This is a genomic window from Streptomyces sp. NPDC059373 (genome assembly GCF_042751495.1).
GTDB lineage: Bacteria > Actinomycetota > Actinomycetes > Streptomycetales > Streptomycetaceae > Actinacidiphila.
Genome location: NZ_JBHYXC010000016.1, coordinates 62,289 through 85,232 on the forward strand (window position 1 = coordinate 62,289; position 22,944 = coordinate 85,232).

Annotated in this window: 22 protein-coding genes; 3 read left to right on the forward strand and 19 right to left on the reverse strand. The window is 70.5% G+C overall.

Annotated features, from left to right (window positions below; genetic code table 11):
- Window positions 1–53 precede the first annotated feature (53 nt).
- The 15 genes from ACFXJ5_RS21935 to ACFXJ5_RS22005 all read right to left on the reverse strand — a co-directional run bounded on the left by ACFXJ5_RS21935 (window position 54) and on the right by ACFXJ5_RS22005 (window position 16,853).
- Window positions 54–1,208 carry an FxsB family cyclophane-forming radical SAM/SPASM peptide maturase gene (locus tag ACFXJ5_RS21935; RefSeq protein WP_384633435.1) on the reverse strand — a complete coding sequence of 385 codons (1,155 nt, stop codon included), beginning with the start codon at window positions 1,206–1,208 and terminating at the stop codon, window positions 54–56.
- 13 nt (window positions 1,209–1,221) lie between these two features.
- Window positions 1,222–1,422, reverse strand: a complete 201-nt coding sequence (gene haaA / locus ACFXJ5_RS21940) for a HaaA family cyclophane-containing RiPP peptide (RefSeq protein ID WP_384633438.1) — start codon at window positions 1,420–1,422, stop codon at window positions 1,222–1,224.
- Window positions 1,423–1,598: 176 nt separating this feature from the next.
- Complete coding sequence (gene haaT / locus ACFXJ5_RS21945; protein ID WP_384633441.1) at window positions 1,599–4,358, reverse strand: cyclophane-containing RiPP biosynthesis TPR protein HaaT; 2,760 nt, start codon at window positions 4,356–4,358, stop codon at window positions 1,599–1,601.
- Between the two features lie 437 nt (window positions 4,359–4,795).
- Window positions 4,796–6,778, reverse strand: coding sequence for a TerD family protein (locus tag ACFXJ5_RS21950; RefSeq protein WP_384633444.1), 1,983 nt, complete (start codon window positions 6,776–6,778; stop codon window positions 4,796–4,798).
- 226 nt (window positions 6,779–7,004) lie between these two features.
- Window positions 7,005–7,463, reverse strand: coding sequence for a (2Fe-2S)-binding protein (locus ACFXJ5_RS21955; RefSeq protein ID WP_384633447.1), 459 nt, complete (start codon window positions 7,461–7,463; stop codon window positions 7,005–7,007).
- 20 nt (window positions 7,464–7,483) lie between these two features.
- Window positions 7,484–9,691, reverse strand: coding sequence for a molybdopterin cofactor-binding domain-containing protein (locus ACFXJ5_RS21960; RefSeq protein ID WP_384633450.1), 2,208 nt, complete (start codon window positions 9,689–9,691; stop codon window positions 7,484–7,486).
- A 167-nt stretch (window positions 9,692–9,858) separates the two neighbouring features.
- Window positions 9,859–10,380: a TerD family protein gene (locus ACFXJ5_RS21965; RefSeq protein ID WP_384633453.1), complete on the reverse strand. Its 522-nt coding sequence runs from the start codon at window positions 10,378–10,380 to the stop codon at window positions 9,859–9,861.
- Between the two features lie 61 nt (window positions 10,381–10,441).
- Complete coding sequence (locus tag ACFXJ5_RS21970; protein ID WP_384633456.1) at window positions 10,442–10,693, reverse strand: type B 50S ribosomal protein L31; 252 nt, start codon at window positions 10,691–10,693, stop codon at window positions 10,442–10,444.
- Window positions 10,694–10,719: 26 nt separating this feature from the next.
- Window positions 10,720–10,884, reverse strand: coding sequence for a 50S ribosomal protein L33 (rpmG, locus tag ACFXJ5_RS21975; protein ID WP_127355579.1), 165 nt, complete (start codon window positions 10,882–10,884; stop codon window positions 10,720–10,722).
- A gap of 298 nt (window positions 10,885–11,182) precedes the next feature.
- Complete coding sequence (locus tag ACFXJ5_RS21980; protein ID WP_384633461.1) at window positions 11,183–11,533, reverse strand: UBP-type zinc finger domain-containing protein; 351 nt, start codon at window positions 11,531–11,533, stop codon at window positions 11,183–11,185.
- Window positions 11,530–12,981, reverse strand: a complete 1,452-nt coding sequence (locus ACFXJ5_RS21985) for an ATP-binding protein (RefSeq protein WP_384633706.1) — start codon at window positions 12,979–12,981, stop codon at window positions 11,530–11,532. The genes ACFXJ5_RS21980 and ACFXJ5_RS21985 overlap by 4 nt, the downstream gene beginning before the upstream one ends.
- A 44-nt stretch (window positions 12,982–13,025) precedes the next feature.
- Entirely contained in the window at window positions 13,026–14,708 is a 1,683-nt protein-coding gene (locus ACFXJ5_RS21990) for an FAD-dependent oxidoreductase (protein ID WP_384633463.1), read from the reverse strand.
- Between the two features lie 101 nt (window positions 14,709–14,809).
- Window positions 14,810–15,343, reverse strand: a complete 534-nt coding sequence (locus ACFXJ5_RS21995) for a GNAT family N-acetyltransferase (RefSeq protein WP_384633466.1) — start codon at window positions 15,341–15,343, stop codon at window positions 14,810–14,812.
- Window positions 15,340–15,939 carry an MmyB family transcriptional regulator gene (locus ACFXJ5_RS22000; protein ID WP_384633469.1) on the reverse strand — a complete coding sequence of 200 codons (600 nt, stop codon included), beginning with the start codon at window positions 15,937–15,939 and terminating at the stop codon, window positions 15,340–15,342. The genes ACFXJ5_RS21995 and ACFXJ5_RS22000 overlap by 4 nt, the downstream gene beginning before the upstream one ends.
- A gap of 122 nt (window positions 15,940–16,061) precedes the next feature.
- The gene (locus tag ACFXJ5_RS22005; protein ID WP_384633472.1) at window positions 16,062–16,853 is read right to left on the reverse strand and encodes a FadR/GntR family transcriptional regulator; all 792 of its coding nucleotides are present in this window, start codon (window positions 16,851–16,853) and stop codon (window positions 16,062–16,064) included.
- Between the two features lie 123 nt (window positions 16,854–16,976).
- Here ACFXJ5_RS22005 and ACFXJ5_RS22010 point away from each other — a divergent pair, with 123 nt between their 5' ends.
- From ACFXJ5_RS22010 to ACFXJ5_RS22020, 3 genes are read left to right on the forward strand one after another with little or no spacing between them, the layout of a single operon-like run.
- Complete coding sequence (locus ACFXJ5_RS22010; protein WP_384633474.1) at window positions 16,977–18,428, forward strand: amidase; 1,452 nt, start codon at window positions 16,977–16,979, stop codon at window positions 18,426–18,428.
- Between the two features lie 31 nt (window positions 18,429–18,459).
- A complete protein-coding gene (locus tag ACFXJ5_RS22015; protein ID WP_384633477.1) occupies window positions 18,460–18,681 on the forward strand; it encodes a DUF3311 domain-containing protein in 222 nt (73 codons plus the stop codon).
- Window positions 18,678–20,180 carry a sodium:solute symporter gene (locus ACFXJ5_RS22020; protein ID WP_384633480.1) on the forward strand — a complete coding sequence of 501 codons (1,503 nt, stop codon included), beginning with the start codon at window positions 18,678–18,680 and terminating at the stop codon, window positions 20,178–20,180. Before ACFXJ5_RS22015 ends, ACFXJ5_RS22020 begins: the two co-directional genes overlap by 4 nt.
- 12 nt (window positions 20,181–20,192) lie before the next feature.
- Here the strand turns inward: ACFXJ5_RS22020 and ACFXJ5_RS22025 are convergent, their stop codons facing one another.
- The 4 genes from ACFXJ5_RS22025 to ACFXJ5_RS22040 all read right to left on the reverse strand — a co-directional run bounded on the left by ACFXJ5_RS22025 (window position 20,193) and on the right by ACFXJ5_RS22040 (window position 22,847).
- Window positions 20,193–20,858 (reverse strand): hypothetical protein, encoded by a 666-nt coding sequence (locus ACFXJ5_RS22025; protein WP_384633482.1) that lies wholly within the window; start codon window positions 20,856–20,858, stop codon window positions 20,193–20,195.
- A 397-nt stretch (window positions 20,859–21,255) separates the two neighbouring features.
- Complete coding sequence (locus ACFXJ5_RS22030; RefSeq protein WP_384633485.1) at window positions 21,256–21,921, reverse strand: hypothetical protein; 666 nt, start codon at window positions 21,919–21,921, stop codon at window positions 21,256–21,258.
- Entirely contained in the window at window positions 21,918–22,412 is a 495-nt protein-coding gene (locus tag ACFXJ5_RS22035) for an RNA polymerase sigma factor (protein WP_384633488.1), read from the reverse strand. Before ACFXJ5_RS22035 ends, ACFXJ5_RS22030 begins: the two co-directional genes overlap by 4 nt.
- A gap of 36 nt (window positions 22,413–22,448) precedes the next feature.
- On the reverse strand, window positions 22,449–22,847 hold the full coding sequence (locus tag ACFXJ5_RS22040) for a MarR family transcriptional regulator (RefSeq protein WP_384633709.1): 399 nt from the start codon (window positions 22,845–22,847) through the stop codon (window positions 22,449–22,451).
- Window positions 22,848–22,944 lie beyond the last annotated feature (97 nt).

Consider the following 22,944-nt stretch of genomic DNA (forward strand, 5'->3'; position numbering starts at 1 on the left):
GGGTCGTGGATCGATTGCGCCGGTGAGCGCTTCCGTCGTCGCGGGTGGATGGACTATGGGGATGATGTAGCAGGCGGGCGTGGGTTCCAGTCGTGCTGGTGGAGCGAGTTCTGGACGTGCCTGATGAGGTATTCCAGGTCGGTGCAGTAGACGGAAGGGTTCCGGTAGCCCCGGGCTGTGCTGAAGCGGTGCGGGAGATAGCCGCCGCCGCATACGTCCACCAGCGGGCAGGCCTGGCACTGGTCGGCGAGGGCGGCCTTGCCGTGCTGGCGGTGCAGGAGCTTGGGGTGGTGGATGGCTGAGTCGAAGGACTCGTCGAAGACGTCGAGGCCCAGCCAGGAGGCGCCTGTCTCGACGGAGCGGAGGGTGTCGACGCCTTCGATGGTGCCGTCGGATTCGATGACGATGCTGGCAGGTGGGGCGAGGCCGAGGGTTTCGACCGAGCCGTGGACGCCGGAGGTGAGGGCCACGATGTCCTCCAGCATGCGGATGCTGTGGCGGTGCTGGGGCCGGGCGAGCCAGGTGTCGTAGAGGCGGCTCATCCAGAGGCCGTATTCGGGGAGCGTGGGGTCGTTGCGGTGGGGTGGGGTGTCGTGGGTGCCGTGCGGGAGACCGAAGTCGATCGCCGGGGGGTCGAAGGATGCCAGGTAGTCGTGTACTTCCACGGGGTCGTTGGCCAGGTCCACGACGGCGAGGAGGCCGGCGAACAGGTGGGGGCGGGACCGCAGCAGTTCGATGCCGCGTACGGCCGAGGCGGCGCTGGAGCGGGAGGCGTGGGTCAGACGGTGGCGGTCGTTGGCGGCGGGTGGGCCGTCGAGGCTGACGCCCACGGTGACCGCGTGTTGCTCGAAGAGGTCGAGCCATGTCTCCGAGAGGAGCGTGCCATTTGTCTGGAGCTCGAACCGGATCTCCGTGTGCGTCGGAATGCCGTCCCGGAGGGTGCGCAGCAGGTCCGCGAGGTGTCGGGGACCGGCAAGCAGCGGCTCGCCGCCGTGCAGTACGACGTGGATGGTCCGCAGGCCATACGTCGATGCGTGCTCGGTGATCCGGCGGGCCGCCGCTCGCCCCACGTCCACGCTCATCCGGGCGGGGAGGTCACGCCAGGCCTGGTCCTTGGAGTTGAAGACGTAGCAGTAGTCGCAATCGATGTTGCAGCGGTTCGCGACCTTGAGGATGAACGTCCGAAAGGGCGTGTGGGGTGGCGTCATCAAGCGGAAGCGGTCACAGCGGCCAGGGCCAGATGAGGGATGCCGCATGGCTGCCGTCGCCGGAACTGTTCGAGACGGTCTGCTCGGCCGCCAAGCGGAGCTGGACGCGGGCGGCGATCCGGTCCAGGACTGCGGAGCCTGGTGCCGTCTGCGAGGTCGCTGGGCTGGGATGTGCCGTGTCGGGCGGGGAGGGAACAGTCGTGCGTGGGTGCATTCAACGCTCCTCGTGGTGTGCGTGCCGGATCATTGGCACGGCGCAGGGGGGATGGTTGGTGCGACTGACCGGCTGGCAACGTATCAGTCCCGCCGGGCGTGGCGGCATACCGAAATCGGTCATGTGACCTGGCCTGATGGCACCGCCAACGTAGGCGTCTGGCGTTGGGTTCCGGCTCATCCGGCCTGTGCCACAAGCAACCGCTCGACTTCGGCTGCCGCGTCGGTCACCCCCAGCCGGCCGTAGAGGGCAAGTGCTTCGCGGAGTGAGGTCTCGGCGGGTTCGCGCTCTGGGGCCATCAGGTCGCAGCGGCCCACGCCCTCCAGCGCCCGCGCTTCCTCCAGTGGGCATCCGATCTCCCGTGCGATGCCCAGCGACTGGCTGAAGAGTGATCGTCCGGCAGCCGGGTCCCCGGTAGCGCGCAGCAGCATCCCCCAGTGGTTGAGGACCTCCGCCTCCGCGCATCGATCGCCGAGTTCGCGCACGATCTCAAGGCTCCGTGCGAACGCCTCGGTGGCCTCTGCCGCGTCCTCGGCGATGCCTCGTGCTGCACCTAGCTCGCTCAGCGCGGCGGCCTCACCGCCACGGCTGCCGAGGTCGCGGTAGAGGGCAAGGGCTTCTTGCTGGGCACGGATGGCGTCCGGTGTCTGCCCTGTCAGCCGGTGGAGTACGCCGAGGTGCTTGATGCTGTTGGCCTGTCCGAACTGGTCGCCGAGCTCGGTGTAATGCGTGAGCGCCTGGGTGTGGGCTTCGTGCGCGCCGGCGATATCGCCGGTCAGTCGGCGCACCACGCCCATTTCATTCAGGGCATAGGCCTGGTGCACCCGGTCGTCGAGGTCCCGATAGATGTCGAACGCCTCGCGATGCCGCTGGGCGGCCAGGGCGTATTCCCCTTTGAGGCAGAGCACGACGCCGAGGTCCCGAAGTGAATTGGCCTCCCCGTAGCGGTCGTTCAGCTCGCGGTAGATCGACAGAGCTTCGGTCTGCGTCTCTGCCGCTGCGTCGAACTTGCTGGTCTGGCGGAGCACCATCCCTAGATCCGCGAGTGCGTTGGCCTGCCCGAGCCGGTCGCCTACGTCTCGGTAGAGCGCCAGCCCGTCCGTCTGTGCCTGGGCGGATGCTTCGTTGTCCGCCGTCATGTACCAGACGATGCCCACCTGGTTCAGGGCGTTGGCTTTGCTACGAAGGTCGCCGACGGCCTCGTAGTGCGTGACCGCCTCGTTGAGGATCTCGGCAGCTTCCGCATAACCGGCCATGAAACGACGTACGACTCCAAGCTCGGCCAGTGCATCGGCCAGCGCCTGCCGGTCGCCGGTGCGCCGAGCAGCCTCCGCGGCGGCGCGGTGGAGGTCGATGGCCTGGTCCCAGGGTCCTGCCTGTCGCAGAAAGGGGGCCATGGCAGCGGCGAGACGGATGACCATGGAGTGCAGTGCCAGTGCACCCGCCTGCTCGATGCAGGCCAGCACGTTGGGCCGCTCGTCCTCCAGCCATCCCAAGGCTACGGTCCGCGTCTCCATGGCCGGGATCTCCACAGACGCATCGGGCGGGGGAGCGACCGTGACAGCGCCGCTTCGGGCGAGGTGTCTGTTGGCGTCGGCGAGAGCAGTCAAGTAGTAGGTGCACACGCGTTGGACGGCCTGAGCGTGATCCATACTGTCCCCCTCGTCGGCGAGACCGCGGGCGTAGTCGCGTAAGAGGTCGTGGAGCCGGTAACGGTTCCCCGGGTTTTCGTCGATCAGGTGGTCGTCGTACAGCGCGTCGAGGTGCTGGCTTGCCTCCGTCACCGTGATCGAGTCAAGCGCGGCCCCGATATGTGCGTCAATATCCGTACCCGGGAAGAAACCGAGCCGCCTGAAGAATCGCTGCCGTTCCGGCGGAAGATCGGCGTAGGAGAGATTGAACGTCGCCGCCACGGCGCGCTCTCCTGCGCGCATTTCCCCCAGTCGGTCCCGGGCCGCCAGCAGCCGCCCCTGGAGGTCCTCGGCGCGCCAGGACGGATGGTGCCGCAGCCGGGCAGCGAGTAGGGATACCCCCAGGGGCAAGTACCCGCAGAGTCGCACCAACTCCTCCAATACGGCCCTGTCGAAGCTCTCCGTCGGCCGTCCGCTCAGCTGCGTGAACAGAGAGATAGCGTGATCCGGCGGGAAAGCCTCGACCGGCAGGACCACTTCCTCGTTCGCTGCCAGCCGCTTGCGACTGGTCACCAGGACGAGACAGCCGATCTCGCCGGGAAGCAGCGGCTCCAACTGCCGGTAACTTGCGGCATTGTCGAGGATGAGCAGGGCTTTCTTGCCAGCCAGCTGACTCCGCCATAAGGCAGCCCGCGCCTCCGTGACTGCCCCCATGTCGTCCCCGACCGGTATCCGCTGCGTGGGCACCCCCGCGGCCGCCAGCAGTGAGGCCAGCACGTCGGTCGCCTGCACCGGATTCCGTCCCGGAGTGTGCCCATTCAGGTTCACGAACATCTGCCCGTCCGGAAAACGCGCCGAGAGCACATGCCCGGCATGCACAGCGAACGTCGTCTTCCCGACGCCTGGCATCCCGTCGATCACATGGACCGGCAGTGACTCCCCGTTCTCCTGGGAGGCCTCCACCGACCTCGTCAACCGCTCAAGCTCCGCGGAACGGTCAGTGAACGCCGCGGTGTCCCGCGGCAGCGAGCGCAGGACCAGGGCTGTACCTGGCGGTCCCGACTCATCGGGCGGGCGAACAACCGGCTCTGGGCCGTTCTCGGGCGTTACGGGGTCCGCGAGAGCAGCAAGCAGCGCCGTCAATCCGACCAGCGCCACTCCCAACACAGCGAACGACGGCCAGGCGTGCCGCTGCATCCAGCCGAGCCAGGAGGGCCAATGCGACTGCTCCGACACCGCGTTCGTGACCAGTCCCACCAACATCGTCGTCGCTGCGCTACCACCGGCGACAACCGCTATCGCCATGCCCCGCCGCCACCTCATGAGTGCCTCGGCGCCGTGCGCTCGAGCTGTCCGTACATCGCTGTGCAGATGGGCATGCACGCGGGCAACCCGGCCTTCTGACCCTCGGCAACGTAGTCGACAGACTTCACTTCATGGCAGCCGTCGGAACGGATTAATGCGCACAGAGCCAGACTGGACACGTAGGCACCCCCCCCAAGATCGGCATCTCAACCGCCCAAGCGCATCAGGCGCCCCGGCGAGCGTCAAGGACGCCTCAGCGCTGGCATCTGCACGATCAGTCAACTCTCGTGATCGGCGAGACACTTGTGAGCCCGACCTCATGGGTAAGGCACGCTGCCCAGGTTGCTCCGCCCCCCGTCCGCGACCCACGAATCGTTCGAACCGGAGCCCGACACGAGAGGAGGGAAGCCCCGTGGATCCGACGTCAGTCCGTACGGTCACTCCGAGCCGTTGACCCCGGCTGGCTGCTCCCGCCGCACCGGGCGGCGTTCCAGGTGGGTGATCACGGTGGAGTGGAAGTGGTCGACGGCCTCGTCGACGCTGCGGATGAAGCCGGTCTCGGCGCTGCCGCGCGTGCTGCCCATGCCCTTGAAGAGGGAGAGGCGGAAGCCGGTGATGGCAGTGCCGTCCCTCGGTAGGAGGTCCGCCGGCTCGGGGCGGAGTTTTTCGAGGGTGCCGCGGGGGCCGCTGACCTGGCCGGAGAGGAGGGTTTCGACGTGGAGATCGGCGGGGGCGTTGTCGAGTTGGCGTACGAGGCGCTTGGCCCAGGTGAGGGGGTAGCCTTGGTCGGGTGCCGGGACTTCGATGGATGTACGGAGCTTGCTGGTGCGCAGATCGGCGGTGATCGAGAGGGTGCCGACGTTGCCGTCGATGCGGATCTCGGCGGGAAGGCGGCCGTCCTCGCAGAGGCGGTCGGCGAGTGCGGCGCGGCGTGACTGCGGATCGGAGCCGCGTTTGGCGCGCTGGACGGGCAGCACCTTTTCGCCGACTTCGCCACCGAGGCGCAGGCAGACCTGCCGGATGAGGCGTTCCCAACTCTCGACGACCTGCATGGCGCGCCGGTCACCCTGGCAGAGAGTCTCGGTATCGATGCCGTTGCGCACGGGGACCCACGCCGGTCCCATGTTCTGGAAGCCGTGGCAGCCGGAGTTCTCGTGCTGGAGGTAGTGGAGGAGTTCCTGCAGGAGCCAGGCGTGGGCCGCGTTGCCGACTCCCTCGTGTCGGATCAGCATCTGCGCCTGGTAGGTGACCTCGGCCCAGGAAAGGTGCCACAGGGCGACCTTGTGCTTTCGGCGGCCGTCGATCTTGACGTTGGCCAGTGGGCTGCCTTCCAGGGCGACGTCGTTGGAAAGCGTGATGACGGCCTCGTAACCGCGTTTGGTCGCGATGTCCGTGTAGTCCTGGACCTGATCGTCCTTGAGCGGGTTGCCGTTGGTCTTCGCCTCGACCAGGGCGGTCCACAGCTTGCCGGCGCGCTCGACCCGGATGACGCCGTCCGGGCGTTTCGGGGTGTCACCGTGGGGAAGCGAGACCTCCGTGAACGTCTCCATCCGGCCGGCCGGCGCACCGAAGGCTGCGGTGAGCCGGCGCCCGAATTCCGGCACCTGGGCCATCACGGACAGAAGGATGGAGGTCGCCCGGACCTCGCGCTCGTGGTCGCTCTTGAGCGACGAGGCGGGGAAGAGCCGGGCTGGACGCCAGGCGTCGTTCTCGGCGAGGGTCTTCTTGGGGGCCTTGGGAAGGACGACCTTCTTCTTGGCTGTACGCGGTCGGCTGGCGGGCGCGGGGACGGTGACGGCTGCTTCCGGGGCCTTCGGAGCGACGTCAGCGGCTGCGCGCGGCTCCGGCACCGAGTGCGCCGCCTCCGGCTCCTCGGCATCGTCGACATCGATGCCGAAATCGGTGGCGAGCCCGGCGAGTCCCGTCTCGTAGCCCTGTCCGATGGCCCGGAACTTCCACTCCTCCCCACGCCGGTACAGCTCACCGAAGAGGAACGCGCTCTCCACGGTGGCGTCCGCGATGGAGAATCCGACGATGCTCTCGCCGGCACTGTCGGCCAGCGCCACCCTCAGGTCCCCCAGGTCACCGAAACGCGCGCTGCCGTACCGGCTGGCAGCCACCACGATGCGCTCGACCTCACCGGGCAGCGCCGAAAGATCGAGGTTGATGCGGTCCTCGCTGCCGCTGTCCGTCGGAGTCTTCCCTAGCAGCTGGACGCTTCCGTCTGGGCTGGCCTGGTTGTTGTAGAAGAAGAAGTCCTCGTCGCTGCGCACCTTGCCGTTGACGTCGAGCAGCAGCACGGATACGTCCGCGTCCCCGTCCCCCTCCGCGCTCGTCCAGCTCAGACTGACGATCACAGAACCGGTGTTCGGGCTCAGGCTGGGCAGGCTGACGTTCGCGCCTTTGGTCATCTCTCGCATGAAGCTCCCCCCTTGGAGTCCTCGTGACAGGCGGGAACATCCAAGTGCGGAGGACTTCTTGCGGAAGGCGGCCTGTACCCGGGCAGTTCTCGCTGTCGGCCCGGGAGGCGTTGGCTCCGGCCGCCCGAACATGACTGGATATTAGCGTCGCTTTCCTACCAAGCGTCAGGGGCTTGGCAATACCGGTCGGACGGAAGTGGCTGGTAGCGGAGCTCCTGGCGGCCGGTCAGGCCATCTTCTCGGCGGCCGCCTTGATGGCCTCGCGGATGCGGACGTAGGTGCCGCAGCGGCAGACGTTGGCTATGGCGTCGATGTCGGCGTCGGTGGGGGTGCTGGTGGTCTTGAGGAGGGCGGCGGCGGCCATGATCTGGCCGGGCTGGCAGTAGCCGCATTGGGGGACGTCGACGTCGAGCCAGGCTTCTTGGACGGGGTGGAGGGTGTCGCCGGTGGCGAGGCCTTCGATGGTGGTGATGTCGTGGCCGGCGGCGTCGGAGACGGGGACGACGCAGGGGTTGATGGCGGCGCCGTCGAGGTGGCTGGTGCAGGCTTTGCAGACGTTGATGCCGCAGCCGTATTTGGGGCCGCGGATGCCGAGGAGGTCGCGGAGGACCCAGAGGAGGGGGAGGTCGGAGGGGGCGTCGACGGTGACGGATTTCCCGTTGACGGAGAAGGTGTGGGAGGGCACGGGGGGACTCCTCGGCGGGGTCAGCGGGGGAAGGGGGTGAAGTCGACGTCGAAGTTGATGGGGAAGGTGCGGGGGTGGGTGCCCGTGGCGCGGGCGTAGGCGTTGGCGATGGCGCCGACGGCGGCGGGGACGCCGAGTTCGCCGGCGCCGCCGGGCTCGGCGTCAGCCGCGGGGGGCAGGACGATGACCTGGACGTCGGTGGGGGAGTTCTTCTGGCGGGCGTAGTGGAACTGGGAGTAGCTGCCCTCCAGGGGGAGGCCGTTGTCGATGTGGAGGCCGGCGCGGAGGGTGGTGGAGATGGCGTCGGTGAGGCCGCCGAGCATCTGGGCTTCCAGGCCGCGCGGGTTGATGGGGCGGCCGACGTCGACGGCGATGACGGCCTTGGTGACGCGGGGGGCCTTGGGGTCGGTGGCGTCGAGTTCGACGAGGCAGGCCGTACGGGACTTGTACTCCTCGTGGAAGGCGATGCCCTGGGCGTGGCCGGCGGGCATGGTGCGGCCCCAGTTCCCGGCGGAGGCGGCCTTGTCGAGGACGGCGCGCTGGGCGTCGGTCTTGAGGAAGGTGCGGCGGAAGGAGAGGGGGTCCTTGCCGAGGGCGGTGGCGAGTTCGTCGACGAGGATCTCTTCGGCGCCGCGGGCGTTCGCGGAGTAGACGGACCGCCAGGAGCCGGTGTGCATGGTGAGGGGGACTTCGGTGAGGGTCTGGGTGGTGACGCCGAAGTTGTAGGGGGACTTGACGGTGGTGAGGAAGAGGGTCTGGGCGAACGTCTCGTTGCCGAGGGCGGTGGGGAGCTTGGTCGCCATCGCGGTGAGGATCTCGCCGAGGCCGTGGCGGAAGTCGGTCTCGACGGCGGCGACGCGGTGCTCGAAGGTGAGGACCTGGCCGAGGGCGTAAGTGGCGCGGAGCTTGTGGTGGGTGGCGGGGCGCATGCGGCCGTGGCGCATGTCGTCGATGCGGGACCACATGAGGCGGATGGGCCGGCCGGAGGCCTTGGAGACCTGGGCGGCCTCGAGCGCCGCGTCGAAGAAGAGCCGCCGCCCGAAGGAGCCGCCGGCCTGGACGACGTGGACGGTGACCTTGTCCTCGGGCAGGCCGAGTTCGGCGGCGATGGTCTGCTGGGCGACGATCGGGGACTTCAGGCCGGACCAGATGGTGGCGTGGTCGGAACGTACGTCGGCGACCGCCGAGTTGGTCTCGAGTGGCGCGTGGCTGACGAAGGCGAAGTCGAATTCGGCGTCGATGTGCTTGGTCAGCGTGAGGGAGGGGAAGGAAGGGGCCGCGGCCTTCAGCTTCGTACGGATGCCGTCGTCCGAGAGGCCGTCGATGGTGCCGGGGCCCCAGGTGACGTCCAGGGCGTCCTTGCCGGCGAGGGCCTGGCCGAAGGTCTCGGCGACGACCGCCACGCCCGTCGGTATGACGACGACGTCGAGCACTCCGCCCATGGCCCGGACCGCTGCCTCGTTGGCCACCGACTTCACCGTGCCGTTGACCGTCGGCGGGCGGCGGACCATGCAGGGCTTGGCGCCGGGGACGTCCAGGTCGAGGGTGTACTCCTGCCGGCCGGTGACTATTCGGCGGGCGTCGATGCGCGAGGTCGGGGTGCCGACGAGGGTGTGCTGCGACTCCGCCTTGAGGGTGACGGTCAGGCCGGTGAGGCTCGCGTCCGCGGCGGCCGTCGACAGCGAGCCGTACGAAGCCGTACGTCCGTCGGGCGCGACGACCGAGCCGTCGGCGGTGGTGAGCTTGCCCGCGGGGAGCCCCCAGCGCGCGGCGGCGGCCACGATCAGGCGTACCCGGGCGGCGGCCGCGGCGTGCCGCACCGGGTCGTAGAGCGAGCGTACGGAGTTCGAGCTGCCGGTGAGCTGGCCGAAGAGCAACTCGGGCCGGGCGTCGTCGAGTTCGATACGTATGTCGGTGAGCGGGAGGTCGAGCTCCTCGGCGACCAGCATCGCGATGGCGGTGGTCAGGCCCTGGCCGACCTCTTCCCTGGGGAGGCCGAGGGTGGCTGTGCCGTCCTCGCCGACCGTCAGGACGAGCATGTCGGAGGTCGGCAGGCCGGCGAGGATCAGGATGTCGCCGAGGTCGACGAGGTCCGCGATCGCGGGTGGCGTCGGGATCACCGCAGAGGCGGTGGCGGGGTCGACCGCGTCCATCACGAGCTGAGCGGCGACGGTCAGCGTGGGGGCGGCGACCAGGTAGGTGAGGAACCTGCGTCTCGCGACGGCCATGGCGGACTCCGTTCACGAGCGGCTCCGTTGCGCGCCCGTGGCGGGATCATTACTGGTGAGTAGGGGGAGCGCAAGGCCCCGATTGGCGCCGTGATCGAGTCGTGGCCGGCTGTTCGAACGGAAACCGGCCGACACCGCGGTGACGGCCGGGCGTGCGTTTTAGCGCCTCAGGCCCCCATCGTTCGCGCGAACGTATCCGGGTCCGCGTCGAACCCGCGGAGGACGGCGTGGAATCGCCAGGCGCTGGAGCCGTCGCGGACGAACTCGGCGACGGTGGCGGCGGTGGAGGTGGCGACGGGGGCGAAGTCGGTCTCGGAGAGCTTGTTGTAGCCCTCGGTGAGGCGGACGGCGGGGTTGGCGATGTCGGCGAAGGTCAGGTGGCCGCCGCCTTGCTGGATGGCTACGCCGACGAGGACGCGGGAGTAGTCGGGGGAGAGGCGGTCGAGTTCGAGGGTCATGACCTCGTCGTCGCCGAGGCCTTTGCCGTTCTTGCTGTCGCGGTTGAGGGTGATGGTGCCGTCGGGGGAGCGGCTGTCGAAGTGCACGAGATACGCCGGCTCACCGTGCGGGGCGGCCGCACGGTAGGTGGCGGCGATGATGTCGAGGTCGCTGGGTGGGGCGCCCAGGGGGCTGGGGTCCCAGCGGAGCCTGACTTCGACTTTGGCGGCTCCCTTGTTGAGGCTGCTCACCGGACGTCCTCTCTGTGGAACTGGGCCGACCGGATGATCAGAACTCGCCGACAGGCAGACGTCAAGCCCCAGTTGAGCCGTAGCGGCGCCGGAACTTCTCTACGCGGCCGGCGGTGTCCACGACGCGGGAGTTGCCGGTGTAGAAGGGGTGGCTGGCGGACGAGACCTCCACGTCGATGACGGGGTAGGTGTTGCCGTCCTCCCACGCGATGTGCTGGGCGGAATCCGCGGTCGAGCCGGTCAGGAAGGCGAAGCCGGCGGAGCGGTCGCGGAAGACGACGGGGCGGTAGGTGGGGTGGATACGCGTGTTCATGCGGGATCCTTCACAGGGAGAGGGGGTCAGCGCGTCTCGCGGTACAGGACGTGCTCACCCGCGGTGGGGTCGTACTTGCGCAGGACGAGGCGGTCGGGGTCGTTGCGCCGGTTCTTGCGGGTGACGTACGTGTGGCCGGTTCCGGCGGTTGAACGCAGCGTGATGACGGGGCGGGCGTCGTTACGTGCCATGGCTGGGCCTCCAGATCTCTCACCGGTCCCTTCCCTGTGGACGGGATGTCCCTGGGAATGGGATTCATGTTCATCCGGTGTCTCTGGTGACCGTAACGCCATACCCCCCGCCCGCATTCCCGCTAGGCCCTGTCTGACAAATCCCGCCTGCCCCGCGACCCCTGGCACGCGCGCTCGCTGCGTTGTCGGAGTCGCCCGAGTAGCCCACTACGAGGGCAATCCTCCGCCTTGCGATCACACGCACCAGACGCCGCGGGGCCCGCCCTCCGGGCGGCCGGCGCTATTTGTCAGACAGGGCCTAGTTCAGGTGGCTGCGCCAGTCCGCGGGCACCCGCCCCGCAGGACCGGGAACCGGCTGGTCAGCGGGGTGGGACTCGGGCGGGGCCAGGGCCGGGCCGGTCTCGGCGAACTCCTTGGTCGGGTAGCTCCAGAACCAGGCCTCGCCCGGCTCGAAGCTGCGGATGAGGGGGTGGCCGGTGGCGGCGGCGTGGGCGCTGGCGTGCTGGGCGGGGGAGGTGTCGCAGCAGCCGATGTGGCCGCACTGCGCGCAGCGGCGCAGGTGGAACCACCAGCCTCCGCCCGCGTCGCAGTCGGCGCAGCCGGTCCCGCTCGGCGGGACGGTGGGGTCGATGCCGGGGATGGTCGTCATGATGACTCCTGCTGTCGGGCGGGCTGAGGCTCGGGCTCCGGGGCAGTGAGCGGGAGGTGGACGCGGAAGCGGGTGTCACCGGGGACGGACTCCACCTGGAGGTCGCCGTGGTGCTTGTTGACCACGATGCGCCAGGAGATGTCGAGCCCGAGGCCGGTGCCCTCGCCGACGGGCTTCGTGGTGAAGAAGGGCTCGAAGATCCGCCCGCGGATCTCGGGGTCCACGCCGGGGCCGGTGTCGCCGAACTCGACGAGGACGCTGTCGCGGTCGCCGTCCAAGGCAGTGCGGATGGTGAGCGTGCCGGTGCCCTCCATGGCGGAGACGGCATTGTCGATGAGGTTCGTCCAGACCTGGTTGAGCTCGCCCGGGTAGGCGGGGATCCTGGGCACCGTGCGGTCGTAGTCCTTGACGACGGTGACGCCCGGGCCGATCTTGCCGGTGAACATCTGCAGGGTGCTGTCGAGGAGCTCGTGGACGTCGACGACCTGGAAGGGCGAGCGGTCCAGCTGCGAGTACTGGCGGGCGGCACCGACGAGGTTCGAGATGCGGGTGGTGGAGTCCTCGATCTCGTTCATCAGCAGCTCGGTCTCGACGGTGTAGTTCAGCCACCGCACCGCGCCTTCCAGCGTGGCCTGGTCCACCGAGGCGGCGACCTGCTCCAGCCAGTCGATGTCCAGACCGGCCTGTACGAAGGTCGGGGCCAGGTCCCAGCCGCCGGCGATGCCGTGCGCGTCGAGCCAGTCGCCGACGGCGTCCTCGCGGTCGGACGCCTCCATGGGGCTGAGCGGCGGGGCCTTGGCGACCTGCTCGGCGGCGCCTTCCTGCAGGCCGATCAGGGTTTCCAGGGTGGCGCGCTCGAACGGCCCGGCCGCGATCATGCCGAGCTTGTGCCGCATCCCGGCGACCCGCTCGCGCAGCGCGGAGGTGGCGCGCAGCGCGGCGGCGGCGGGGTTGTTCAGCTCGTGGGTGAGGCCGGCCGACAGAGAGCCCAGGGCCAGCAGCCGCTCGCGCTGGCTGACGGCCTGCTGGGTGCTCCGGTTGCCCAAGAACAGCCCCTCCAGCAGGTGCACGGACATCGGGAACCAGTCGCGCATCAGCCAGGCGAAGGAGTCCGCCGAGAGCACGAAGAAGCGCGACGGCACCGTGACCCGCAGCGAGCTGTTGTAGACCTGCGGGACCCGGTCGCCGAGGTAGGACTGCCAGGCGCCGGCGTACACCCCTCGGTCGGAGGTACGGCTGACCTCCACGTCGTCCTCCCCGACCCGCCGGGACAGGACGACGGTGCCTTCGAGCAGGACGTAGAAGCAGGTCGCGGGGTCGCCCTCGGCATACACCTGGCCCGGGTCGGCGAGTTCCACCCGGCCCTCGCCGCACAGCCACGCCAGCTGCCCGTCGGACAGCTTCTCGAACAGGAACAGCGAGCGCAGCTCGTCCACATCGCAGGGCAGCGACGGCGGCGGCGTCGGAATCGGCTGCGGCAGTGGTTGCGCGGTCACAGCCGCTCCAGATACCTGTGTACGAGCATGACGGCCATGGCTCCCTCTCCGACGGCGGACGCGACTCGCTTGGCGGACTCGGCGCGTACGTCGCCCGCGGCGAAGACCCCGGGGACGGATGTCTCCAGGTGGTACGGGGGCCGGTCCAGCTCCCAGCCCTCGGGCGGCCGGCCCTCGGTGGACAGGTCGGGACCGGCCATGACGAAGCCGCGGCTGTCGCGCATCACGACGCCGTCGAGCCAGTCGGTACGTGGGGCGGCGCCGATGAAGACGAACAGCCACTGGGCGTCGACGAGTTCGGTCTGCCCGGTCTTCGTGTCGCGCAGCAGGAGGCCTTCCAGATGCTTGTCGCCGTGCGCGGCGGCCACCTCGGTGCATGTACGGACCGTGATGCCGGGTACGCCGGCGACCTGCTCGATGAGGTAGTGCGACATCGACGCGGTGAGCGACGGCCCGCGCACCAGGATCGTCACGGACTTCGCGCCCTTGGCCAGATAGACCGCGGCCTGCCCGGCGGAGTTCGCCCCGCCGACGATGTAGATGTCCTGGCCCTCGCAGGCGGTCGCCTCGGTCAGCGCGGAGCCGTAGAAGACCCCGCGACCGGTCAGCTCGGACACGCCGGGCGCGTCCAGCTGCCGGTACGAGACGCCGGTCGCCAGGATCACGGTGTGCGCGGCGATGGCGGACCCGTCCCAGAGCCGTACGGTGCGGGACGGGCCGTTGATCTCCAGGCCGGTGACCTCGCACGCGGTGAGCAGCTCGGTGCCGAACTTGGCCGCCTGGCGGCGGGCGCGCTCGGTCAGCTGGGCCCCGGACACCCCGTCCGGGAAGCCGAGGTAGTTCTCGATCCGGGAACTCTGGCCCGCCTGGCCGCCGGTCGCGGTGCGCTCGACCAGTACGGTACGCAGCCCCTCGGACGCGCCGTAGAGGGCCGCGCCCAGTCCGGCCGGGCCGCCCCCGACGACGATGAGGTCGTAGAAGTCCGCAGACGGCGTCGTGGCCAGCCCCACGCGGGCGGCCAGCTCCTGGTCGGACGGCTTCACCAGCGCCTCTCCGTCCGCCGTGAGCACCAGCGGCAGCCGGAGCCCGTCCGCGCCGGCGGCGGCGAGCAGGCGCTGTCCCTCCGGCTCCTCGGAGGTGTACCAGCGGTACGGCACCTGGTTGCGGGCGAGGAACTCGCGGACCCCGGAGGAGCGCGCCGACCAGCGGTGCCCGACGACCTTGATCGCCGGGGTCGGCCGGTAGTCCGAGGCCAGCCACGTCTGCAGCAGGTCGTCCACGACCGGGTAGAGCTTCTCCTCCGGCGGGTCCCACGGCTTGAGCAGGTAGTGGTCGAGGTCGACCACGTTGATCGCCTCGATGGCCGCGCCGGTGTCGGCGTACGCCGTGAGCAGGACCCGCCGCGCGCCCGGATAGATGTCCATCGCCTCTTCCAGGAACTCGAGGCCGTTCATCCGTGGCATGCGGTAGTCGGCGAGGATCACCGCGACCAGATCACCCCGCAGCTTCATCTGCCGCAGGGCGTCGAGCGCCGAGTCCCCGGACTCCGCGCGCACCACGCGGTACTGCTCGCCGTACCTGCGCCGCAGGTCACGGGCGACCGCGCGGGACACCCCGGGGTCGTCGTCCACGGTCACGATGACCGTCCGTGTCGCGCCGCCGGGCTCTGTCACTGGCATCCCCGCCCCGAATCGTCGGTGTCCCCCCTGGATCACAGCACCACCCATCGTAGGCACCCAGGGCCCGCCTCGCAGGCCGACCGGGTTCGGCGGCCGGCGGCCTACGCCTGGTACTCGGTGAGGTCGATGGCGTGGACGCGCAGCGGGTGGCCGTGGACGGGGTGCGTGGTCACCCGCTCCGGGGTCATGCCGAGCTTGCGCATGACGTTCTCGGAGGCGTCATTGCCGATCCGGGCGATGCTGATGACGCGGTCGAGGCCGCGGTCCTCGAGGGCGAACTCCAGCGTGGCGTGTGCGGCCTCGGAGGCGTACCCCTGCCCCCAGAACTGCGTGCCCAGGCGCCAGCCGATCTCCACGGCGGGCAGCACCTCGGGCAGGAACGTGGGCACGGACAGGCCGGTGAATCCGGCCAGCTCGCCCGAGGCCAGCAGCTCGACGGCGAAGAGGCCGAACCCCTCCTCGTCCCACTCGTCCTCCCACCGCTCGATGGCTTCCGCCGTCTCCTCCAGGTCGCGTACGGAGCCGTCGCCGATCCAGCGCATCACCTCCGGGTCCGCGTGGATCTCCGCCATGGGGGCGAGGTCGTCGTCGGTCCAGCGGCGCAGCAGGAGGCGGGGGGTATGGATCTCGGTCATGGCCCCATCCTGTCCAAAGCGGGGGCCGGGGCGTTAATCGGCGTCCGTACGCCGCCGCAGCAGGCCCTGGAAGACGTCGCGGGCGTGGCTGCCGGCCGGGGCCAGGCCCTCGGCGGCCAGATCCGGATGCCGGATGTGCAGCATCCCTGGCGTGGCAGGCTCGCCCCGTGCCGGGCCCACAGCGCGGCGAAGGCGGGGCTCTGGGCCGACAGGCGGCCCACGAAGGCGGTCAGGGCGTGGTCCGCCGGGCGGTCGGCGTGGTGGGCGCGCAGCCCGGCGACCAGATCGGCGCCGATCGAGCCGATGGGCTCGCGGTTGGCGGGGGACCGCGCCCCGTACGGGCAGCAGAAGACGCCACAGCAGATTGCGCTCGTGGGCCGGACGGGACTCGAGGCCGCCAGGGCGCTCGCCGGCGGGTTCCAGGTGAGCAGGTCGAAACGCGGGTCGACGACGAAGGCGGGCGTCCGGTCCAGCGTGCCGAGCAGGGCGCGGGACGCGGCGCTGACAGCGGCCGCCCCGCCGGCAGAGGGCCGGGCGGCCGGGGGGGCCGGGGGACCGGCCAGCCGGTGCAGATTGCGCCGGGTCGCCGACGCCACGGAGATGCGCAGGCGGCCCGCCTGGCTGCTCAGCGACCGGGCGTCCTACGTCGCCGGAGTCACGCTGCCGGTGGACGCCGGCATGACCGCGACCCGCACCTTCTCCTGAGCCCTGGGGATCACTACGCCGGGGGCGGGGCGTCGCCCACCAACTCGCGCAGTACGGCCCGTTCGTCGTCGGCCAGATAGCCGGCGTAGGCGTCGAACAGGTGACGGCGGGTCAAGTGGGCCGCGAGGCGGCCGTCGCCGCGCCGGATCGCCTCGAAGACCAGGGTGTCCTTCTCGACCGACAGCCGCATCTGGGCGATCCGGGCGCCGGTGTCGGCGGTGTGGGTGATGGTGTCGGCGATCAGCGCGGCACTCACCCTGCGTACGACGTCCCCGCAGATCTGGAACAGCCCGTTGCCGGCAGCGGCGGCCACGGCCGCGTGGAAGGCCATGTCCGCGGCGCTGAAGGCCTCCGCCCCCTCCTCGACCGCGGCGCGCATCCGGTCCAGGGCCGCGGAGATGGCGGCGAGGTCCTGCGGGGTGTGGGAGTGCGCCACGACGAGGTTCGTCGACCCCTCGACCGCCATCCGGAACTGCAGGAGTTCACCGATGGTCAGGGCGTCGGTCCTGGTCAGCCGGGTCATCGTCTTGCGCAGATGTTCCGGGGAGGGGGAGAGCACCTCGGGGCCGCGCGGATCGCCGGGCTTGGAGCGGACGAGGCCGTTGCTCTCCAGAACCCGCAGCGCCTCACGCACGGTTGACCGGCCGACCGACAGCTGCGCCATCAAGTCCCGCTCGCTGGGCAGCCGTTGGCCGGGGCCGAGCCGACCGGAGAGGACGGCCTCCTCGATCTGGTCGACCACGCGCTCGTAGGCCCGTACGGGCTCCACCGGCTGAAATCGCACCCCGTCCGTCACACCGACCACCGACTCCCCTTCGGTTTAACGCGGAAGAAACCGCGTGGCATTGATCCGCGAAAGACGCGGTGCCAGGGTGCGGGAGCATAGCGTAGCAGTCGACTGGTCTGACCAGTAGCAAGGAGGAAGCCCATGAAGGACCCGACAGGCAGCGCAGAACACCGCACCGAGCACGGCACAGAACAAAGAACAGAACACAGCACCGAACTGGCCGACGTCCCCGCCGTGCAGCTGGTGGCGGGCTACGCGCAGAAGGAGTTCTCGCCCGTCGAGGTCATCGAGTCGGTACTCGCACGGGTCGAGGCGTACGAGCCCCGGCTCCGCGCCACCTACGCGCTGGACGCCGAGGGCGCGCGCAAAGCCGCCCACGCGTCGGAGCTGCGCTGGCGCCGGGGCGAGCCGGCCGGACCGCTGGACGGCGTCCCGGTGACGGTCAAGGAGAACATCGCCACCCAGGGCACGCCCGTGCCGCTCGGCACCGCCGCCACCGACCTGATCCCCGCCGAGGCAGACGCCCCGGCCGCCGCACGGCTCAGGGAGGGAGGCGCGGTGATCTTCACCAAGACCACCATGCCGGACCTGGGCATGCTCTCCTCCGGCGCGTCGAGCTTCCACCACCTCTCCCGCAACCCCTGGGACCTCAGCCGCACCCCCGGCGGCTCCAGCGCGGGCGCGGGCGCCGCCGGAGCCGCCGGTTACGGCCCGCTGCACCTCGGCACCGACATCGGCGGTTCGGTGCGGCTGCCCGCCGGCTGGTGCGGGCTGGTCGGCCTCAAGCCGTCGTACGGCCGGGTCCCGGTCCACCCGCCCTACCCGGGCCGGGCCATCGGGCCCCTGACCCGTACGGTCGCCGACGCGGCGCTGCTCCTGTCCGTCGTCTCGGCACCCGACGCCCGCGACCACACGGCCCTGCCTCCCACGGACACCGACTGGGCCCAACTGGACGTGGACGTAAGGGGCCTGCGGATCGGGCTGCTGCTCGACGGCGGCACCGGACTGCCCGTCGAACCCGCCGTGGCGGACGCCGTGACCACCGCTGCCCTGGCCTTCGAGGCGGCGGGCGCGGTTGTGGAGCCCGTACAGCCCGTCCTGACGCGGGAGATGCTCGACGGCCTCGACAGCTTCTGGCGGATGCGGGCCTGGCTGGACCTCAGCGCGCTTCCGGCGGAGCGGCGTGCGAAGGTGCTGCCCGGCATCCTGGCGTGGGCGGAGGGCGGAAAGGACCTGTCGGGACCCGAGGTCTTCCGGGGCTTCAGCCAGATGGACGCGATGTCCGTGGCGGCGAACCGCCTCACCAGGACCCATGACTTCCTGCTGTCGCCCGTGGCGCCGATCCCCGCCTTCCGCGCCGAGCTGGCCTATCCGACCGACGACCCGGCCCTGCCCCTCGAACACATCGCCTTCACCGTTCCGTTCAACATGTCAGGGCAGCCCGCCGTGTCCGTCAACTGCGGCTGGACACCCGACGGCCTGCCCATCGGCCTGCAGATCGCCGGCCGCCGCTTCGACGACCTCGGCGTCCTGCGCATGGCCCGCGCGTACGAGGACCTGCGTCCCGCGCAACGCCCCTGGCCGAGCCTGTAGCGACCCTCAACCCCCCATCAGGAGACCCCTCTTGTTCAGGAACCGACCCTCGCTGCTGTGGCTGCTGGGGACACCGATCGCCTTCCTCGGTGCCCTGCCCTTCGTCAACCGGGTCCACCCCACGCTGCTGGGAATTCCCTTCCTCGCCCTGTGGCTGCTCGCCGCCACCCTCCTCACCCCGCTGTTCGTCTGGCTCGCCGCCCGGCGGGACCCGGTCTGGCAGGCGGCCTCCTCCGAGGAGGCGGGCCGATGAGCGACAGCGCCCTGGTCTCCGTCGGAGTCCTCTCCGTCTTCATGGTCGCCACCGTCGCCCTGGGCGTCGCCGCCGCCCGCGGCCGGTCCGCCACCGACCTCACCGAGTGGTCGGTGGGCGGCCGCAGCATGGGCCTGGTGCTGACACTGGTGCTGATGGCCGGTGAGACGTACACCAGCTTCAGCTATCTCGGCGCCGCCGGATGGTCCTACACCAACGGCCTGTCCGGGCTGTACGTCGTGGCCTACCTGTCGATCGGCATGAGCGTCAGCTATGTGGTCGGCCCCATCCTGTGGTCGTACGCCCACAGGCACGGCCTGCACAACATCAGCGACATCGCGGCGCACCGCTTCGCCGCGCCATGGCTGGGCGCCCTCGTCGCCGTGCTGGCCACCGTGTTCATCCTGCCGTACATCCAGCTGCAGATCACCGGCATGGGGGTGGTCGTCGCCACCGTCAGCTACGGCACCATCGGCCTGTCGCTCGCCTACGCGCTGGCCTTCGTCATCTCCGAGGCGTTCATCCTCGTCAGCGGGCTGCGCGGCAGCGCGTGGGTGTCGGTGCTCAAGGACAGCCTGGTGGTCATCACCCTGGCGATCGTCTTCGGCTACGTGCCGCTGCACTACTTCGGCGGCTACGGCGCCCTGCTGCACAGGCTCACCGCCGAGCACAGCGCCTGGCTGACCCTGCCCGGCCCCGCCAACTCCGCCCTGGGCATGGCCTGGTTCATCTCCACCGCCCTGCTCAACGGCGTGGTGTACGCGATCTTCCCGACCCAGGTCGCGGGCTTCCTCGGGGCGCGCGGCGCGCAGGTGCTGCGGCGCAACGCGGTCCTGATGCCCTTCTACCAGGTGCTGTTGTTCGTGCCGGTACTCCTCGGGCTGGCCGCCCTCTTCGTCACGCCCGGCCTCACGAACTCCAACCTGGCCCTGTTCGAGATGATCAGCAAGGAGATGCCCGCCTGGCTGTTCGGCGTGATCGGCGCCGCCGGAGCCCTGTCCTCCATCGTCCCCACCGCCGTCTTCATGCTGGTCATCGGGACCATGTGGGGCCGGTCCGTGCTGGGTGCGCACCCCCGTACGGCGCCACGGCAACGGCAACTGTCCCAGCTGGTCGCGCTGCTCGCGGGCGGGCTGGCGCTGGTGATGACGTACACCTTCCCCAACGCCCTCGTACGGCTGTCGGTGCTGTCGTACGAAGGCATGGCCCAGCTGCTGCCGGTGGTCCTGATCGCCCTGCTGTGGCGGCGGATGTCGGCGCTCGCGGCGGTGAGCGGCATCGCGGTGGGGGTGGCACTGGTCTTCTGGTTCGTCTTCACCGACCACGATCCCTTCCACGGCATCAACGCCGGGCTCCTCGCGCTCGCCGCCAATCTCCTGGTCACCGTCGGCCTTTCGCTGCTGCGGCCGGCCGACACGCCCGAGGACCGGATGGCGCAGGCCGAGACCGCGGTATCCGCCGCCCCCTCGAGGGAGGCACTGCAGCCCAGCACGACCTGACGACGGTGCCGCTCACCCGGCGGCGGCGCGGAACCGGCCCCACAGCAGCTCGAGGCCGAGGCCGCTGATCAGCAGCCGCTCCTTGGCATTGCTCAGCAGATCCGCGGTCCAGGAGGTGAACCCGCCGTCGCCGAGGCTGAGTTCGGATCCGCCGGGAGTGGTGGCGCGGATCTCGAAGCAGGCGCCGGTGTAGTAACCGCGGCCCCGCTCGCGTTCGTCGTCGAAGCCGAACGCGATGCCGGGGTGCGCCGCCGCCAGGCTGTCCAGTACGTGCTCGCGCAACGCCGCACGGTGCTGCCCGGCGGTCAGATCGGTGACGGTGACCCGCACCTCCGAGGCCAGCGGGCCGAGCGCGCGCACCCGGTCGAGCACATCCAGATGGAGACCGATCTGCTCGGCCAGCGCCGCGGTCTCGAAGCGGAACGAACCCTCGTCACGCCCGGCCGTGCACAGCGCCAGCAGCTGGAAGTGCGCCGTCATGCCGGGCCCGTCGAACAGCTGGGCGCGTACGACCCGATGCGTCGCGCCCAGCCGGACCCGCTGCCGCGAGCGGGCGGACGTCCGCAGCAACTCCCGCCGTCGCACGGCGCATTCCAGGGCCAGGACATTGGTGGCGTCCGCGACGACCTCGGTGTTGCGGACGGTCGTCAGCACCTTGTTCTGGTCGACGGTCGCCACCGCGGAGTTGGTGCCCAGCGGGCAGACCGGCGACAGGGCGACCCCGGCGAAGCCGTGCCCGGCCAGCCGTTCGTGGACCAGGACCTCCAGGCGCGCCAGGTCGGCCGGGGCGTGCGCCGAGGGCGCGGCGAATCGGTTGCGCTCGTACTGCTCCAGCAGCCGGCCCGGCGTGACGGAGCCGCCCGTCGCCGGTACGCCGCCAGCAGCAGCGTCTGGAGATCCGCGGGCGACAGCCGCTCGGCCAGCGCCTCCAGCACACCGGGCGCGCCCGCCTGGCGCAGCACCCGCGCCAGCCGCGCGTCATCCACTCGGTCGGCCGCCGTCGGGGCCGGGGTGATCCGGGGGAGTTCGCTCATCGCCCCATCGTGGCGCGCCCCGGGCCCCGGCCGCACCGGGATTACGAGTGCCCGGGCGGCGCCTCGGTGGTGCAGGTCAGCGGTACCCCGGTGGGCACCAGGCGTTCGACGGAACCGGGTTGTCCGTGGGTGACGGCCAGTTGGGCGGAGTTCAGGTAGCCGATGAACAGCTGCGTACCGGCGGGCATCGCCGAGGGCGTGAAGACGAAGGTGACCCTGCCGTCGGCCGCCCGCTCGCCCTTCATGACGCGGCCGACCCCGGGGCCGACGCCGCTCGGGTCCAGCGTCCCGTCGTCCTGCGGGCCCCGGCAGAACTCGCCGACCTTGACGAGCACCGGGAAACCGGCCTTGTGCAGTGCCGCCTGCAGGCCCGCCGGGTCCTTGAAGTACTGCTCCTTGTCCCAGGTCGCATGGACCGTGCCGTCCGCCTGGCTGTCCACGGTGAACGCGGCCGTGTGGATGTGCACCGAGCCCGCCGAGCCCGCCGCGGGCGGCGCCGTCGCCGGGTGGCCGTACGTCGGTACGCCCAGCGCCAGTCCCGCGGCCGCCGCGACGCCCGCCGTCACCCCCGCGAGGCGGCGCCGGCGCCGGCGCGCACGTCCCGCGGCCACGATCTCCTCGACCGGGGTGTGCATGGTGACGTCGTCCAGCGAATCCCTCAGTGCGTCCAGTACCGCCGATACCTCTGCTGTGTCGTGGTCGATCATGGCCCAACCTCCGGGTTGTCTACGGTGACGAGGTGGCCGCGCAGTGTCGCAACGGCCCGCGACAGGTGGGCGGTCACGGTCCCCGGGGCGATCCCGAGAGCCTTGGCCGTGGTCGCGGTGTCCAGGTCGAGAAAGACCCGGAGCGCGATCACCTCCCGCTGCCGCTGCGGCAGTTGACGCAGCACGGCGAGCAGCGCGGGGTCCATCCCGGGGTCACCGGCGGCGGTGTCCGCGGCGTCGTGACCGCCGCTCAGCGCGACTTCCCGTCGGCGCCGACGCCACCACGAAACGCGGGTGTTGAGCGCCGTACGCACGATCCACGCGCGCGGCGCGGGATGCCGGCTCACGCTCGGCCACGACATCCAGGCACGGGTGAACGCCTCGGCGACCAGATCCTCCGCCAGCTGCCGGTCACCCACACTGGCCAGGACCGCCCGCAGGCAAACGTCCTGGCTGGCTCGGTAGAACTCCCTGAACTCCAGCTGCTTCACACCCCCTATACGCCGCAGGGCCGCGATGCGCTTACCTCATTCGTCGGCCAGACCGCGCTCGTACGCCATGAGCGTGTCCACGAACATCCGCCGCTGGTCCGCCGTGAGGGGGGCGAGCGCGTTCCGCCAGGCCGAGGCGCTGCGGCCCAGCCAGCCGTCGATGACGGCGCGGTGGGAGTCGGCGATGCTCACGATCTTGCGGCGGCGGTCCGCGTCGTCCTCGCGCCGCTCCAGGATGCCCTTCCGGCTCAGCTCACCGACCATGAGGCTCACCGTCGTGGGCGCGACCTCCAGGCGGGCGGCGAGTTCGTTGACGCCGGTCGGTCCGTCGAAGAGCAGGTAGGCGAGCAGGGAGAGGTGCCGGGGGGCGAGTGAGAGCGACTGCAGCTCGTCGGGGACCCGGATCTTCTTCGCCCGGCCGACCATGCGCGGCATGAGGAGGAGCAGCGTACGGATCGCGTCGTCGACCTCGGGGCCGTCCTCGTCGCGTCCTGGATCGGTTGACACCCGCCGGCCTCCTGATAGATTTGCA

Bases quoted from the DNA above. Each gene is read 5' to 3' on its own strand.
- ACFXJ5_RS21935 (WP_384633435.1), bottom strand. From the start codon at position 1,208: ATGACGCCACCCCACACGCCCTTTCGGACGTTCATCCTCAAGGTCGCG.
- haaA (WP_384633438.1), bottom strand. From the start codon at position 1,422: ATGCACCCACGCACGACTGTTCCCTCCCCGCCCGACACGGCACATCCC.
- haaT (WP_384633441.1), bottom strand. From the start codon at position 4,358: ATGGCGATAGCGGTTGTCGCCGGTGGTAGCGCAGCGACGACGATGTTG.
- ACFXJ5_RS21950 (WP_384633444.1), bottom strand. From the start codon at position 6,778: ATGCGAGAGATGACCAAAGGCGCGAACGTCAGCCTGCCCAGCCTGAGC.
- ACFXJ5_RS21960 (WP_384633450.1), bottom strand. From the start codon at position 9,691: ATGGCCGTCGCGAGACGCAGGTTCCTCACCTACCTGGTCGCCGCCCCC.
- ACFXJ5_RS21970 (WP_384633456.1), bottom strand. From the start codon at position 10,693: ATGAACACGCGTATCCACCCCACCTACCGCCCCGTCGTCTTCCGCGAC.
- rpmG (WP_127355579.1), bottom strand. From the start codon at position 10,884: ATGGCACGTAACGACGCCCGCCCCGTCATCACGCTGCGTTCAACCGCC.
- ACFXJ5_RS21980 (WP_384633461.1), bottom strand. From the start codon at position 11,533: ATGACGACCATCCCCGGCATCGACCCCACCGTCCCGCCGAGCGGGACC.
- ACFXJ5_RS21990 (WP_384633463.1), bottom strand. From the start codon at position 14,708: ATGCCAGTGACAGAGCCCGGCGGCGCGACACGGACGGTCATCGTGACC.
- ACFXJ5_RS21995 (WP_384633466.1), bottom strand. From the start codon at position 15,343: ATGACCGAGATCCATACCCCCCGCCTCCTGCTGCGCCGCTGGACCGAC.
- ACFXJ5_RS22010 (WP_384633474.1), top strand. From the start codon at position 16,977: ATGAAGGACCCGACAGGCAGCGCAGAACACCGCACCGAGCACGGCACA.
- ACFXJ5_RS22020 (WP_384633480.1), top strand. From the start codon at position 18,678: ATGAGCGACAGCGCCCTGGTCTCCGTCGGAGTCCTCTCCGTCTTCATG.
- ACFXJ5_RS22030 (WP_384633485.1), bottom strand. From the start codon at position 21,921: ATGATCGACCACGACACAGCAGAGGTATCGGCGGTACTGGACGCACTG.
- ACFXJ5_RS22040 (WP_384633709.1), bottom strand. From the start codon at position 22,847: ATGCCGCGCATGGTCGGCCGGGCGAAGAAGATCCGGGTCCCCGACGAG.